Source organism: Pseudarthrobacter sp. SL88 (assembly GCF_026672455.1).
GTDB lineage: Bacteria > Actinomycetota > Actinomycetes > Actinomycetales > Micrococcaceae > Arthrobacter.
On record NZ_JAPPRD010000001.1, the window covers coordinates 3,333,964 to 3,348,248 of the forward strand.

A 14,285-nucleotide genomic window follows, 5' to 3' on the forward strand; every position below is an offset into this window, starting at 1 on the left:
CCAACCCCCAAGGACAAGGAACACGGCCATGGAAGTGCTCATCGTCGAGGACGACGACGCCATGGCTGGTGCGCTGGCGGCGGGTGTTGCGACGGCGGGCCACCGGACCACGAGGGTGGCGCGCGGAGCTGACGCCCTGCTGGTCCACCGGGACTTCGAGGTGATCCTCCTGGACCTCGGGCTGCCGGACATGGACGGCCTGGACGTCCTCCGCAAGCTCCGCCAGATCACCGACTGCCCCATCCTCATCCTCACCGCCCGCGACGACGAACGCAGCGTGGTGCTGGGACTTCGCTCCGGCGCCGACGACTACCTGGTCAAACCCGTGAAACTCGTGGAACTGCTGGCACGGATCGAGGCCGTCACCAGGCGGGCCGGACGCCGCACCGGAAGCGTGCCGGACACCATCGTCCTGGGCGATCTCGACATTGACCTGGGCCGCCGCATCGCATCCAGGGACGGCGCGGTCCTCCCGCTGACGGCCACGGAATTCGAACTCCTGTCCCTCCTGGCCCGGCACGCCGGCTCCGTAGTGACCCGGGAGCAGATCCTTGATGCCCTGTGGGGTGATGCTTTCCTCGCTTCGTCCCGGTCCCTGGATGTGCACCTGACCGGGTTGCGGGCCAAACTGCAGAAACCCGGTTTCATCATCAACGTCCGGGGCGTGGGCTATCGGGTGGAGGCAGATCCCGCATGAGGTTGCGGGTCCTTGGCGTCCTCAGCGTGCTGTGCCTGGTGGTGGTGTTCCTGGTGTCCGGGACCATCCTGTCCTCGGCGGCGCGGGAGCTGACGCAGGAGGTCCAGATCAACCGGGTGGCATCCCTGAACCGGCTGGCGCAGGTGGCCTTCGATGCGGCCGCCGACGGCGATACCGCACGGCTGCAGCGCGAGATGGACACGTACTCCGCCCTCTATGCCGAGGGCATCGTGGTCCGGCTGCAGCAGGAGACGCTCAGCTCGGGAGGGCTCAGTGAAGCACGTGCCGACGTGCAGGATGCGCTGTCCCTGGCCCGGCTGAACGTCAACGGCACCGCACTGGCACCGCTGGAGCCGCTCGGTTCCGGCCCCCAGGTGATCTTCCGCCCCTTCGGCAGCGCCAACCAGGTGCTGGGCGGCGTGGCCATGGACGTCAACCTCGATGCCGCAAGGGCGAAGCTGCAGCAGCGCTGGCTTGTGGTGGGGGCGGCCGCCGTCGCCCTCGCCGCGGTCCTGCTGCTTGCCGCCGCCCGTGTCACCGGGTGGGTGCTGCGTCCCGTCCTGCGGCTGAATTCCGCGGTGACCGAGCTGGGCCGCACGGGCCGGGCCGGACGGCTGCCGGAGGACGGTCCGCCGGAGCTGCGCGAACTGAGCCGGTCCTTCAGCGCCATGGCGCGGACGGTCAGCGACAGCATCGAGTCGCAGCGCCAGCTGATCGCCGATACGTCGCACCAGCTGCGGAACCCCATCGGCGCGCTGCGGCTGCGGCTGGACGTACTCCAGCTTGAACTGAAGACCGAACGGGAACACGACGCCGCCGCCAGCGCGGTGGCCGAGCTGGAGCGGGTGGAGGAGATCCTGGACGACGTGTTGAAGCTGGCCGCCGCCGAGCACCGGGCCAGTGAAGACGCCGTCAGGGCCTTCAACAGCCCGGAGGCCAGGCCCGTTGCTGCGCCGATCGACCCCTACCCCGTCCTGCAGGAGGAAATGGAACGGGCTGCCCCCGCCGCGGGCCGCGCCGGTATGCGGCTGGTCCTCGCTCCCCCGCCGCCGGCCCCCGTCCTGGTGGCGTGCGAGCCGGCCGAGCTCGCCCAGATGGTGGGCGAACTCGTGGGCAACGCGGTCAAGTACGCCCCGGGAGCCACCGTCACTGCCGGAGTCAGGACGGAGCGGTCCACGGCAACGGTTGAAATTTACGACGACGGCCCGGGACTTTCCGAACAGGACCTCGCCCGGGCCTCCACAAGGTTCTGGCGGGCGCCCCAGCACGCCTCGGTCCGGGGAACAGGCCTGGGCATGACGATCGTGGGTGAACTGGCGGCGGCCAACGGTGGCCGCCTGGTCCTGGGAACGGCGGCACCGCACGGCCTGTCGGCCCGGCTTGAATTTCCTGTTCCGCTGCTGGACGACGCCTCCGAAGGCGGGGATGGACGTGACTGAGGTCAGGGCGTCCGGCCATACCGGGGCCGTCCTGCCCAGGCGGTCCCTCCTGAAAGCCGGGGCAGGCCTGGCAGCAACGGCCCTCCTCCCGTCCGTGCTGTCCGCCTGCAGCGGGAACCGGCCCGGGCTGCTGACCGTGGCGGGCGGAGAGGCAGGTGGCTTCTACCTTGAGTTCTCCACTCTGCTGGCCGCTTCCCTGGAACGCCATGACATAGCCGGAAAGGCTCTAGCCGTTGCCACCGGCGGCAGCCTGGACAATCTGGCGCAGTTGCGGGATGGAAGGGCCACGCTTGCCGTGTCCCTGGCCGATGCGGTTGCCGGCCCTGCTGTGGGGCCGGGAACCGCAGCTGCCGAGGGCGCCGCGCCGCTGGCCGCGCTGGGGAAGGTCTACGAAAACTACGTCCACTGCGTGGTGCGGAAAGGCAGCGGCATCACTTCACTGTCACAGCTGTCCGGGCGGACCGTGGCAGTGGGCCAGCCGGGGTCGGGGACGTCGCTCACCACACCGCGGCTGCTCGCGGCAGCGGGCCTTGGCACCTCGGCGGAGGCCGGGCCGGCGGCGCAAGGCAGCGTCGCCGTCGTAAGCCTGGGCCTGAACGACGGCCTCGCGGCCCTGAAGGCCGGTACCGTGGACGCCTTGTTCTGGTCCGGCGGCGTGCCCACGGCCGCCATCTCCGCCGCGCAGCGGGAGGTGCCGCTGTCGCTGCTGGACCTCTCGTCCCTGTTGCCGGAGCTGCGCGCCCGGCACGGTGCCCAGTACGACCGCGTGTTCATCCCCGCGGAAAGCTACCCGGGTGTGCCCGCCGTCTGGACCGTGGGGACAGCCAACCTGTTGCTGTGCCGCGCCGACCTGGACGCCGGCACCGTCGAGCGGACCGTGCAACTGCTGGTCAACCACGCCGGCGAACTGATTCCACAGTCCAGCCTGGGAGTGCAGTTCCTCAGCCCGGAAACGCTGATCAACACCGCCGGCATCCCCCTGCACCCGGCCGCCGCCGCGGCGTACCGCGCCCTCCACGGCTAGCAACGCCCGCTCACTTACGGCGGCTCTCCCACCGACGCGCGCTCACTCGTGGCGGCTCTCCCACCGACGCGCGCTCACACGTGGCGGCTCCCACCCAAACGCCCGCTCACTCGTGGCGGCTCCCACCCAAACGCCCGCTCACACGTGGCGGCTCCCACCCAAACGCCCGCTCACACGTGGCGGCTCCCACCCAAACGCCCGCTCACACGTGGCGGCTCCCACCCAAACGCCCGCTCACTCTTCTCAGGAAAGTGAGCAAGGGTCGCGGGGAAACCCACCACTGCTGAGCGGGCGTTGGATCAGGGTTCCGTGTCTTATCCACATACGCGCTTCCGGTGATAGCAGGCCGGACCGCGTCCTTCCTACTGTTTGGGTTCACCCGAGCAGTAAGCAAAGCGAGGATCAACGTGGACAGGAACCAGCGCCGAGGGGCGGCCCGAACGAATCATTCGCGGAACCAACCTGGAGACCCGTTCAAAGCCGCCATCCCCCGAGTGGCCATCCCGTCGACCGGAAACATCCAGGAGTTGGAATCCCTGAGTCCGGACTTCATCTCCTGGTATGCCCAGCACCGATTCAGCGTTGACATCGAGGAGGTGCTGGAGAGCCTAACGCTCTTCTTCCGCTTCTATCCCAGTTTCGAAGGAGGTCGTTCCATCACTGCCCTGAAATCAGCGGAAATGTCTGCAAAGCTGTCGTCGCTCATCACGCATACCCTCTTCGAAGGCGTCATGGCCGCCTACTCTCTGATGCGCTTCGTCGAGTTCCTCCATGCTGCCGGCCGCTGGTCCGGCAGCCAGGAGTCGTTCACGGCCGTGCACGGCATCCTGGAGGACATCTCCAACGCTAGGGTGCGCATAGCGATTAGCTACGAGCACATCGCAGAACATGTCGCGACCGGAACCGCAGACTGGCTGTAGCTCAACTCCCCGAGTGGGCCTGCAGAAAGCTGTACACCTCGGTTTCGTCGACGCCCGGGAAGGCGCCGGGCGGCATGGCCGCCAGCAGGTGCGAATGGGCGCGCGCGGAGGGCCAGGCGTTACCGGCCCACTCCGAGGTCAGGGCGGCCGGCGGGCGCTTACAGCAGTTCGGGTCAGGGCAGTTTGAAGTGGCCCGGGCCGTCGTCTCACGCCCGCGGAACCATTTCACATGCTGGTAGGGCACCCCGATGCTGAGCGAAAACTCACCAGTGGCCGACCGCTCGGTACGCGCGGTGCACCAGTACGTGCCCGAGGGCGTGTCCGTGTACTGGCTATAGGCGCTGAACTTGTCCGGGACGTCGAACACGGCACGGGATGTCCAGGCCTTGCACGACGGCTGGCCTTCGATGGCGCCGGTGTGGTCCTGGGGGAAGTTCACGCCATCGTTCTCGTAGGCCTTGTAGATGATCCCGCTCTGGTGCGTCTTCTGGAAATGCGTGGTGATGCCCAGGTGCTTGGTGGCCAGGTTGGTGAACCGGTGGGCAGCCGTCTCGTAGGAAACAGCGAATGCATCCCGGATGTCCTCCACAGCGATTTCCTTGGCTGCTTTGGCTTTTTGCAGGAATTCCACGGTGGCCTGCTCCGGGAGCAGCAGTGCCGCGGCGAAATAGTTGGTCGCCACCCGCTGGGCCAGGAAGTCGCCGTAGTTGCGGGGCGTTTCGTGGCCCAGAACGTAGTGTCCCAGAGCCTGGAGCAGCACGGAACGGGGGTCGTGGTCCTGCCGCTGGCTCTGCGTCAGGTAAATTCTGCGGTTCTTCAGATCGGTCACGGACCGCGTGGAGTGGGGTAAATCGCCCACGTGGTACAGGGCGAATCCCAAGTGTGCGGCAATGTCTGCGATGACGTGCTGGCTCAGCGGACCGGCGGTGTAGCCCACCTCTCTGAGGACCTTCTGCGCTTCGGCCTCGTACTCCGGGAAGTAGTTTCCGCGCTCACGCATCATGGCACGCAGCTCACCGTTGGCGCGCCGGGCTTCTTCCGGTGTGGCCACCTGCTCGTTCATCTTCCGCTCCAGCTCGTGCAGGAGCCCCACCTGGGCCTCGAGCACATCCAGCGGAAGCCGCGAACTGATGCGGATTTTCGGCAGGTTGAGGGACTCGTAAAGCGGTCCGCGCTGGTACCGTTCCAGCTCGATCTCCAGCGCCGCGCGCCTGCTGGGCGGTTCGGCGCCCAGCAGCTGGTCGATGCTGACGTTCAACGCCGCGGCCAGGTGCTGCAGAAGGGTCAGCTTGGGTTCGCGCTTGCCGTTTTCGATCAGGCTGAGCTGACTGGGGGCGGTCCCGACGGCGGCGCTCAGGCCATCGAGCGTGAGCCCGGCTTGTTTACGCAGATGGCGGACGCGGCGGCCCAGCGCAATGACGTCAAGTCCCGCGGCGGCGGCTGACGGCGGCTGGGAAACGTCCCTGTTCCAACTTGAAGGCGACATTTATGAAGAATACGTGAAGAAGTGCATTTCTTTCCATAGGTTTTATCTAGAAAGGGGGTTGAAAGTGCTGAAAAGTAGTTCACACGGAAAGAAACACCGCACCGGAAAGCCGGTGGGAACCTCAACGACGCGGTTCCCACCTACCCCATCCGGAGCTCAATCAAGGAGATCAACGATGACTGCAGCATTTGAGCCCACCTCGCAGACGCCCGAACAGCAGGCCGCCGCCCTGGAGCTCGAGTGGGCCGCCAACCCCCGCTGGGAAGGTGTGACCCGGGACTACTCAGCCTCCGACGTCGTCCGCCTCCGCGGCCGCGTCACCGAAGAGCAGACGCTGGCCCGCCGCGGTGCGGAGAAGCTGTGGAAGCAGCTCACCGAAGAGCACAAGACCGGCGGCTACACCAACGCATTGGGCGCCCTCACCGGCAACCAGGCAGTGCAGCAGGTCAAGGCCGGCCTGCGCGCCATCTACCTCTCCGGCTGGCAGGTGGCGGCCGACGCCAACAACTCCGGCCACACCTACCCGGACCAGTCCCTCTACCCGGCCAACTCCGTACCCACTGTGGTCCGCCGCATCAACAACGCCCTGCTCCGCGCAGACCAGATTGAATTCTCCGAGGGCATCCAGACCGTTGAGGACTGGCTGGTCCCGATCGTTGCCGACGCAGAAGCCGGCTTCGGCGGCCCGCTGAACGCCTACGAGCTGATGAAATCCATGATCCAGGCCGGCGCCTCCGGCGTTCACTGGGAAGACCAACTCGCCTCCGAGAAGAAGTGCGGCCACCTCGGCGGCAAGGTACTCATCCCCACCCAGCAGCACGTCCGCACCCTCAACGCGGCCCGCCTGGCGGCCGACGTCGCCGGTACCCCCACCGTCGTCATTGCCCGCACTGATGCTGAGGCAGCCACCTTGATCACCTCGGACGTGGACGAGCGGGACCAGGAGTTCATCACCGGGGAGCGCACCGCCGAGGGCTTCTACAAGGTCCGCAACGGCATCGAACCCTGCATCGCCCGGGCCAAGGCCTACGCCCCGTACTCCGACCTCATCTGGATGGAGACGGGCACCCCGGACCTGGAACTGGCCCGCAAGTTCGCCGAGTCCGTCAAGGCCGAGTTCCCGGACCAGATGCTCTCCTACAACTGCTCGCCGTCCTTCAACTGGCGCAAGCACCTGGACGACGCCACCATCGCAAAGTTCCAGCGCGAACTCGGCGCCATGGGCTTCACGTTCCAGTTCATCACCCTGGCCGGATTCCACGCCCTGAACTACTCGATGTTCGATCTCGCCCACGGCTACGCCCGGGAAGGCATGAGCGCCTACGTCGAACTCCAGGAGAAGGAATTCGCCTCCGAATCCCGCGGCTACACCGCAACCAAGCACCAGCGCGAAGTCGGCACCGGCTACTTCGACACCCTCTCCACCGCGCTCAACCCGAACGCGTCCACCCTGGCCCTGGTGGGATCCACCGAAGAAGGCCAGTTCCACTAACTTCCGCCCAAGGTGAGCCGTTCGCTTCGCTCACCGAAAAGGCACGACGGCGGCACTCACCTAAGCGTGACCGCTGACGGGCCGGGAGGGGGAATCCGGAAGCGTGCGTAAAGGGGCCCTGTCCCCGGCGTCGACCGAGCTTTGCGAGGTCCTACGCCGGGGATGGGGATAGCACGCGGAGGATTTCCCTTTCCGGCCCCACCCAGGCAAGTCCAGCCGTCGAACTTCCCTTTCGTCTTTAAGGAGACTGAGATGAACAGCTTCACCGATAGCTTCACCATCAACGGCATCACCATGACTGCCCAGCCCATATGCCGGCAAGATGAAGTGCTTACGCCGGACGCACTGGCTTTCATCGCCAAGCTGCACCGGGCCACCGCGGAACGCCGGCAGGAACTGCTTCAGGCACGAAGGACCCGCCGCGCCAACATCGCCGCCGGCCAGGATCCGAGGTTCCTGCGGGAGACCGAGCACATCCGCAACGACGCGTCCTGGCGGGTGGCTCCCCCGGCCCCGGGCCTGGAGGACCGCCGGGTGGAAATCACCGGCCCGGTGGACAAGAAGATGACCATCAACGCCCTGAACTCCGGCGCCAAGGTCTGGCTGGCGGACATGGAAGACTCCTCCACCCCCACATGGCGGAACGTCATCAAAGGCCAGCTGAACCTCACCGACGCCCTGGAACGCCGCATCGACTTCACCAGCGAGGAAGGCAAGGAGTACAAGCTCCGCCCGGCCGGCGACCTGCCCACCATCGTGGTCCGCCCCCGCGGCTGGCACCTGCCCGAAAAGCACATGCTCATCGACGGCACGCCCATCGCCGGCGGAATCGTGGACTTCGGCCTGTTTTTCTTCCACAACGCCCGCCGCCTGCTGGCCCAGGGCAAGGGCCCGTACTTCTACCTGCCCAAGATCGAAAACCACCTCGAAGCCCGGCTCTGGAACGACATCTTCATCCTGGCCCAGGACCTGCTCGGCATCCCGCAGGGCACCATCCGCGCCACGGTACTGATCGAAACCATCACCGCAGCCTTCGAAATGGAGGAGATCCTCTACGAACTGCGGGACCACGCCTCGGGCCTGAACGCCGGCCGCTGGGACTACATCTTCTCCATCATCAAGAACTTCCGCACCCGCGGCCCCCGCTTCGTCCTCCCGGACCGCGGCCAGGTGACCATGACCGCCCCGTTCATGCGCTCCTACACCGAGCAGCTGGTCCGGGCCTGCCACAAGCGCGGCGCCATGGCCATCGGCGGCATGGCCGCGGCCGTTCCCAACCGCAAGGACCCCGAAGCCAACGCCAACGCCTTCGAGAAGGTCCGGGCGGACAAGACCCGCGAGGCCGGGGACGGCTTCGACGGCTCCTGGGTGGCCCACCCCGATCTGGTGCCCATCTGCCGTGAAGTGTTCGACGCCGTCCTCGGCGAGCGACCCAACCAGCTCGGCAAGCTCCGCGGGGACGTCACCCCGGACGACCGCGCCCTCATCGATGTCGCCTCCCTGCACGGCACCATCACGGAGCAGGGCATCCGCAACAACATCGAAGTGGGCATCCGCTACATCGAGTCCTGGCTCCGCGGCAACGGCGCCGTGGCCATCCACAACCTGATGGAGGACGCCGCCACCGCGGAGATCTCCCGCTCCCAGCTCTGGCAGTGGATCTACGCCCGGGCCATCACCGACCACGGCGAGATCATCACGCACGAATGGGTGGAGGATCTGCTGGACGGCGAATTCGCCCGGCTGGAGCGCTTCGACGGCGACCGCTTCGAGGACGCCCGGGACATCTTCGAGGAAGTCACCCTCGCCACGGAGTTCCCGTCCTTCCTCACCCTCCCGGCCTACGCCCGCTACCTCACCGAAGCCCGCGAGAAGGCCACCGTGGAGGAGCTCGCAGCGGCCTGACCCGCAGCTGCACAGACTTCCGTCCGCCGGGCCGGCACGCCCTTCGCAACAGGCCCCCCGAAATCCGGGGCGCCGGCCCGGCAACGGAACCCCTTTACACGCCCGCTCACTTGTTGGGTCATAACGCCGGACGCGCGCTCACTTCCCTCAGAAGAGTGAGCGCGCGTCCTTCGGTTAACCCATCAGGTGAGCGCGCGTCCCTGGGTGCTGACGGGATGTCCGACGGCGGCCTGCGCCTTAGCGGCCCCGCGGCACCTTGCGGACGGAGAGGGTGGTACTGACAAAGAAGGTCAGCACCGAGCCGAGGATGACCAGCAGCGCCGGCGTCCACGACTCCGAGGCGTCGTGGACAAAGCCCACCAGCGGCGGGGCAACCGCAGCGAGGCAGTAGCCCAGGCCCTGCACGGTGGCGGACATCCTGCCGGCCATGGCCTGGTTCCGGGCCAGCCGGATGATGGCGATGAAGATGATGGTGATGCCGCCGCCCTGGGCGATCCCGCCGCAGGTCGACCACAACCACCACAGCTGCGGCATCAGCAGCAGCCCGGCCGGGACTGCCGTCCACAACACACCCAAGGTGACCGCCACCGCCGTCGTACTCATGTATTTGGCGGCGAACGGCACGCCGAGCCCGCCCACGATGGCGAGGATCTGGAAGATCGAGGACGCCGCACCGGCTTCCGCGGCAGACATGCCCAGCTCATCGTGCAGGTAGCTGGGCAGCCAGGCGGTGACGCCGTAGTAGGAGAAGGCCTGGCCGCCGAAGCCCGCCGTGAGGCCGAAGGTGATCCAGCCGGTGCCGGCCACCGGCGGGAGCTTGGCTTCGCCGGCGTCCTCGGCAGCGGAGACGATGAACGCGGTCCGCGGCCCCACTGCCAGCGTCCACACAACGATGGCGGCCACGGCCAGGAGGGCCACCGATGCCAGGGCGGCACGCCAGCCGGTCCACTCGGCCAGGGGCGCCATGGCCACGGATGTCAGGAACGAGCCGATGTTCAGGGCAGCGGTGTAGATGCCCATGGCGGTCCCCTGCCGCGAGGGCGAGAAGTCGCGGCGGATGATCAGCGGCACGGCAATGTTGCCCACCGTGATGGCCAGGCCAATGATCACGGTCCCTGCCACTACCAGGGCGGGTCCGCCGGCGGACCGCACCAGGACTCCCGCCAGGACGCCCAGGATGGTGAGGCTGACGGCAAACTCGGCGCCGAACTTCCTCGCGGCCAGGGACGCCAGCGGCGAAGCGAGCGAGAAGCAGAGCACGGGAATGCTGGTCAGCAGTCCCAGCACCACCGGCGAGAAATGCAGTTCTGCCTGCATGGGACCCACCACCGGCGCGACGGCCACGAACGGCCCGCGCAGGTTCAGGGCCAGCAGGCCAATGCAGGCGAGCAGGATCCAGCTGCCGGGAATTCGGGAAAGCAGCCGGCCGGTCACGCGACGGAAAAGGGGAAAAGGAAGTCACTCATCACCTTCATTGCTATCACGCCGCGCAGGCCCACAAACTGTGCAAGGCACCGCGTGACGCCCAGGCTTAGGATGAACCTGCCCCCACAAGGACACCGTGAAGGACAGGACACCGCCATGCCGCACCGCCTTGCCATCCTCGACGACTACCAGGACGTGGCCCATGGCTACGCCGACTGGGCGGCCCTGGAAGCAGAGGGGGTCAAAGTTTCCACGTTCCGCGAACCCTTCGCCTCGCAGGATGCGCTGGTCTCGGCGCTCGCCGGCTCCACCATCGTGATCGCCATGCGGGAACGGACCGCCTTCCCGCGCGAAGTGTTCGAGAAACTGCCCGCCCTCGAACTGCTGGTGACCACGGGGATGGCCAACGCGTCCATCGACGTCGCCGCAGCCGCGGACCACGGCGTCACGGTCTGCGGAACACCCGGTTCGCCCGCGGCAGCCCCGGAGCTGACTTGGGCGCTGCTGCTGGCCATCGCACGGCACCTGCCGGCCGAGGAAGCCTCGCTGCGGGCCGGCTCCTGGCAGAAAACCGTAGGGGTGGAGCTGGCAGGCAAGACCCTGGGCGTGGTGGGGCTGGGCAAGATCGGGCGCCGGATTGCCGGCTACGGCCAAGCCTTCGGCATGGACGTGGTGGCGTGGAGCCAGAACCTCACAGCCGACGCCGCGGCGGAGGCCGGGGTGCGGCGGGTATCGAAGGAGGAGCTGTTCCGCGCGTCCGACATCGCCACCCTCCACCTGCGGCTCTCCCCTCGCTCGGAGAACACCGTGGGTGAGCAGGAGCTGCGGCTGCTGGGCCCCGAAGGCATCCTGGTCAACACCGCCCGCGGCCCCCTCGTGGACCAGGAAGCGCTGGTCCGGGCACTGAACGAAGGCTGGATCCGCGGCGCCGCCCTGGACGTTTTCGACCAGGAACCGTTGCAGGCCGGCCACCCGCTGCTGGCGGCCCCCAACACCGTCCTGTCACCGCACCTCGGCTACGTCACGCAGGAGAGCTACCGGCAGTTCTACGGCGGCGCCTTCGAGGACGTCACCGCCTGGCTGGCAGGCTCCCCCATCCGCACCATCACCCCCTGACCCCGGAGTAACCCATGAGCCACACCATCCGCCGCGCCACCATGGCCGACGCCGGCGCGCTGGCTGAGCTGGCGGCCGTCACCTTTCCGCTGGCCTGCCCGCCGTCGTCGTCGCCGGAGGATATCGCGGCGCACCTGGCAAACACGCTCAGTGAAGACCACTTCCGGGGCTACCTCGCCGATCCGGACATCACCATCCTGGTGCTGGACAGCGGCGACCGGCTTAACGGGTACAGCCTGCTGGTGGACCGGCCGGCGTCGGACCCGGACGTTGCCTCGGCCCTGATACTCACGCCGTCGGTGGAGCTCAGCAAGTGCTATGTGCATCCCGAACACCACGGACTGGGTGCCGCCGCCGAACTGATGCATGCCAGTGTGCAGGCCGCCGGTGCGGCTGGCCGGGCCGGGATCTGGCTGGGCGTCAACAGCCAGAATGCCCGCGCCATCCGCTTCTACGGGAAGTCCGGGTTCCGGAAGGTGGGCACCAAGTCTTTCCGGCTGGGCAGCACCGTGGAACACGACTTCGTCCTCGAACGCGCCTTGCCGTAGCTGCTTACGTGCCGGGCTGGTTCAGGCCGGCATGGTCTGAGGCGGCCTCCGGGCTTCCGGGCGGATACGCCAGCGGCGGGCGCGGCTGGGCCAGGAGCTTCAGGCCCGGGGGAAGTCCGTCAATGGTGCCGCTGGTGCCGGTGGCGGTGATGGTGACCCGGGAAGAGTCCAGCAGGACGTTTTCGGCCCGGAAGGTGCCCACGGTGTCCGGGAGGATCGGTGCCAGGTGCACTACTCCGCGGGTAAAGACAGGGTCGAAGCGGAGGAGGATCCGCGCCAGCTGGACAGGCGCCGCGGCAGCCCACGCCTGCGGCGAACATGCGGTGGGGTACGGCACGGGGCCGGGGAACTCACCGCGGTCGAAGCCACAAAAGAGTTCGGGCAGCCGGTTGTCGAAGTGTTCGGCTGCTTCGAAGACCCCCAGGGCCACCCGTCTTGCCTCGTCCACGAACCCGTAGCGCATCAGGCCTGTGGCCACCATGGCCGTATCGTGCGGCCAGACGGACCCGTTGTGGTAGCTGACCGGGTTGTAGGCGCCCATGTCCGAGGCGAGCGTGCGGATGCCCCACCCAGTGAACATTTGCGGGGACATCAGGTGCTCCATGACGGACTGCGCCTTGTCCCGGTCCACGATGCCTGAGAAGAGGCAGTGGCCGATGTTGGAGGTCAGGGCGTCCACCGGGCGCTTGTCCTTGTCCAGCGCGACGGCGAAATAGCCTTTGTCCGGCAGCCAGAACTTTTTGTTGAACTCCTCTTTGAAGGCCGCTGCCTTTTCAGCCCAGTGGTGTTCCAGTTCCGGGTCCCCGTCCCAGTGCGCCAGCAGGGAGCGGCCCAGATAGGCCGAGTAGACGTAGGCCTGCACTTCGCAGAGGGCGATGGGCGGTTCGGCGATGGTCCCGTCGGCGAAGTTGATGCCGTCCCACGAATCTTTCCAGCCCTGGTTGACGAGCCCGTGGTTGTTGGGGCGCAGGTATTCCACGAAACCGTCACCGTCGCGGTCGCCGTACTTCTCAATCCATTCCAGGGCCCGGTCCGCGTGGCTGAGCAGTGGCTGGATCACGTCCTTGGACAGTCCCCATCGGCTCAGTTCTCCGAGGACGGCCACGAACAGCGGGGTGGCGTCGGCGGTGCCGTAGTAGGCCGTGCCGCCGAGGGACAATCCGGCGGTGACCCCCAGCCGGACTTCGTGCGGGATGCGGCCGGGTTCCTCCTCGGAGTCGTTGTCCACCCTCTTGCCCTGGATGCCGGCCAAGGTTTGCAGTGTGCCAAGGGCAAGGTTGGGGTTGACCATCAGGCTCATGTAGGAGGTCAGCAGCGAGTCCCTGCCGAACAGCGCCATGAACCAGGGCGCCCCGGCGGCGACGGCCGCCCGGTCCGGATGGTGGGGGTCGAAGATGCGCAGTGCACCCAAGTCGCTTTGGCTGCGGTTGAGCAGGTCCTGGAGGCTGGCGTCTTCGATCCTGATCCGCGGTACGCCTTCTTCCCAGTCCAGGTGCCGGCGCACGCCTTCGCGGTGGTGCGGCAGTTGCCCCTCGCGGAAGGGCTGGTCCGGTGCTTCGCCGTTGACCAGGGGCACCACGATGATGCTGGTGGCCCACTTTCCCCGCGCCGGGACGGTGATGCGGAAGCGCAGGCCTTCGGTGCTGACCTCGGCATCCCTGGCGCCAACGGCGGTTCCGCGCTGCTGGCCGTGCCGCAAGGCCTCGATGATGAGCTTGCCGTCCCTGACGGTCCGGGTGGTGTCGTCGTTCCCCGTGGCGCGGCTGCCCTTGACCTCGAACAGGTCTGCCTGGTCCGCCTCCACCAACAGCTCAATTTCGCAGTCCACCGGCTCGGATGCATAGTTTTCCAGCGTGATGTCGTCCTGCATGCCGGGACCGATGTGCCGCACCTGGCGGACCACCAGCGGGCTGTCGAACCTGCCGCCGGGCCATTTGGCCCGGCCCACGAACGTCGCTTTGAAGGGCTGCGGCCGCTGGGCCGTCAGGGGCTCACGCAGCGCCCCATTGACGCGGAGCATCCACCGCGAAACGATGCGGGTGTCCTGGAAGAACGCACCGTTCGTGCCGCCGTCGGAGGGGATGTCCCCGCTTCCGGACGAGATGCAGAAGGAGGATCCTTCCAGGACGGTGACCGATCCGGAATCGGACACGGATGCTTCGTTATCGGCGTTCCAGGCGGTCATCAGGGACTCCCCTCTCAAGCGACGAGGTGCTGCCCGAAAATCCTGGAA

The 14,285-nt window shown here is 67.3% G+C and carries 11 protein-coding genes; 8 read left to right on the plus strand and 3 right to left on the minus strand.

What is annotated here, in order from left to right; all coding sequences use genetic code 11:
* Nucleotides 1-28 precede the first annotated feature (28 nt).
* The 4 genes from OVA06_RS15000 (at nucleotide 29) to OVA06_RS15015 (ending at nucleotide 4,080) form a co-directional block, all read left to right on the plus strand.
* On the plus strand, nucleotides 29-697 hold the full coding sequence (locus OVA06_RS15000) for a response regulator transcription factor (protein ID WP_056076785.1): 669 nt from the start codon (nucleotides 29-31) through the stop codon (nucleotides 695-697).
* Nucleotides 694-2,136, plus strand: coding sequence for a sensor histidine kinase (locus OVA06_RS15005; protein ID WP_268159376.1), 1,443 nt, complete (start codon nucleotides 694-696; stop codon nucleotides 2,134-2,136). The genes OVA06_RS15000 and OVA06_RS15005 overlap by 4 nt, the downstream gene beginning before the upstream one ends.
* Complete coding sequence (locus OVA06_RS15010; RefSeq protein WP_268159378.1) at nucleotides 2,123-3,160, plus strand: TAXI family TRAP transporter solute-binding subunit; 1,038 nt, start codon at nucleotides 2,123-2,125, stop codon at nucleotides 3,158-3,160. The genes OVA06_RS15005 and OVA06_RS15010 overlap by 14 nt, the downstream gene beginning before the upstream one ends.
* Before the next feature lie 407 nt (nucleotides 3,161-3,567).
* Nucleotides 3,568-4,080 (plus strand): hypothetical protein, encoded by a 513-nt coding sequence (locus OVA06_RS15015; RefSeq protein ID WP_268159380.1) that lies wholly within the window; start codon nucleotides 3,568-3,570, stop codon nucleotides 4,078-4,080.
* A 1-nt stretch (nucleotide 4,081) separates the two neighbouring features.
* On the opposite strand, the gene OVA06_RS15020 is transcribed toward OVA06_RS15015, so the two are convergent.
* On the minus strand, nucleotides 4,082-5,566 hold the full coding sequence (locus OVA06_RS15020) for a helix-turn-helix transcriptional regulator (RefSeq protein WP_268159382.1): 1,485 nt from the start codon (nucleotides 5,564-5,566) through the stop codon (nucleotides 4,082-4,084).
* Between the two features lie 175 nt (nucleotides 5,567-5,741).
* Between OVA06_RS15020 and aceA the strand changes: the two genes are divergently transcribed.
* On the plus strand, nucleotides 5,742-7,058 hold the full coding sequence (gene aceA / locus OVA06_RS15025; RefSeq protein ID WP_268159384.1) for an isocitrate lyase: 1,317 nt from the start codon (nucleotides 5,742-5,744) through the stop codon (nucleotides 7,056-7,058).
* Nucleotides 7,059-7,310: 252 nt separating this feature from the next.
* On the plus strand, nucleotides 7,311-8,963 hold the full coding sequence (gene aceB / locus OVA06_RS15030) for a malate synthase A (protein ID WP_268159386.1): 1,653 nt from the start codon (nucleotides 7,311-7,313) through the stop codon (nucleotides 8,961-8,963).
* A 237-nt stretch (nucleotides 8,964-9,200) separates the two neighbouring features.
* Here the strand turns inward: aceB and OVA06_RS15035 are convergent, their stop codons facing one another.
* Nucleotides 9,201-10,397 carry an MFS transporter gene (locus tag OVA06_RS15035; RefSeq protein WP_056076800.1) on the minus strand — a complete coding sequence of 399 codons (1,197 nt, stop codon included), beginning with the start codon at nucleotides 10,395-10,397 and terminating at the stop codon, nucleotides 9,201-9,203.
* 147 nt (nucleotides 10,398-10,544) lie between these two features.
* On the opposite strand from OVA06_RS15035, the gene OVA06_RS15040 reads away from it, so the two are divergent.
* Nucleotides 10,545-11,504 (plus strand): D-2-hydroxyacid dehydrogenase family protein, encoded by a 960-nt coding sequence (locus OVA06_RS15040; protein ID WP_268159389.1) that lies wholly within the window; start codon nucleotides 10,545-10,547, stop codon nucleotides 11,502-11,504.
* Nucleotides 11,505-11,518: 14 nt separating this feature from the next.
* Nucleotides 11,519-12,052 carry a GNAT family N-acetyltransferase gene (locus OVA06_RS15045; RefSeq protein WP_268159391.1) on the plus strand — a complete coding sequence of 178 codons (534 nt, stop codon included), beginning with the start codon at nucleotides 11,519-11,521 and terminating at the stop codon, nucleotides 12,050-12,052.
* A 4-nt stretch (nucleotides 12,053-12,056) separates the two neighbouring features.
* On the opposite strand, the gene OVA06_RS15050 is transcribed toward OVA06_RS15045, so the two are convergent.
* The gene (locus OVA06_RS15050; RefSeq protein ID WP_268159393.1) at nucleotides 12,057-14,237 is read right to left on the minus strand and encodes an amylo-alpha-1,6-glucosidase; all 2,181 of its coding nucleotides are present in this window, start codon (nucleotides 14,235-14,237) and stop codon (nucleotides 12,057-12,059) included.
* Nucleotides 14,238-14,285 lie beyond the last annotated feature (48 nt).

Coding starts and splice junctions, on each gene's coding strand:
- OVA06_RS15045 (WP_268159391.1), top strand. CDS start 11,519: ATGAGCCACACCATCCGCCGCGCCACCATGGCCGACGCCGGCGCGCTG.
- aceA (WP_268159384.1), top strand. CDS start 5,742: ATGACTGCAGCATTTGAGCCCACCTCGCAGACGCCCGAACAGCAGGCC.
- aceB (WP_268159386.1), top strand. CDS start 7,311: ATGAACAGCTTCACCGATAGCTTCACCATCAACGGCATCACCATGACT.
- OVA06_RS15020 (WP_268159382.1), bottom strand. CDS start 5,566: ATGTCGCCTTCAAGTTGGAACAGGGACGTTTCCCAGCCGCCGTCAGCC.
- OVA06_RS15005 (WP_268159376.1), top strand. CDS start 694: ATGAGGTTGCGGGTCCTTGGCGTCCTCAGCGTGCTGTGCCTGGTGGTG.
- OVA06_RS15040 (WP_268159389.1), top strand. CDS start 10,545: ATGCCGCACCGCCTTGCCATCCTCGACGACTACCAGGACGTGGCCCAT.
- OVA06_RS15000 (WP_056076785.1), top strand. CDS start 29: ATGGAAGTGCTCATCGTCGAGGACGACGACGCCATGGCTGGTGCGCTG.
- OVA06_RS15010 (WP_268159378.1), top strand. CDS start 2,123: ATGGACGTGACTGAGGTCAGGGCGTCCGGCCATACCGGGGCCGTCCTG.
- OVA06_RS15050 (WP_268159393.1), bottom strand. CDS start 14,237: ATGACCGCCTGGAACGCCGATAACGAAGCATCCGTGTCCGATTCCGGA.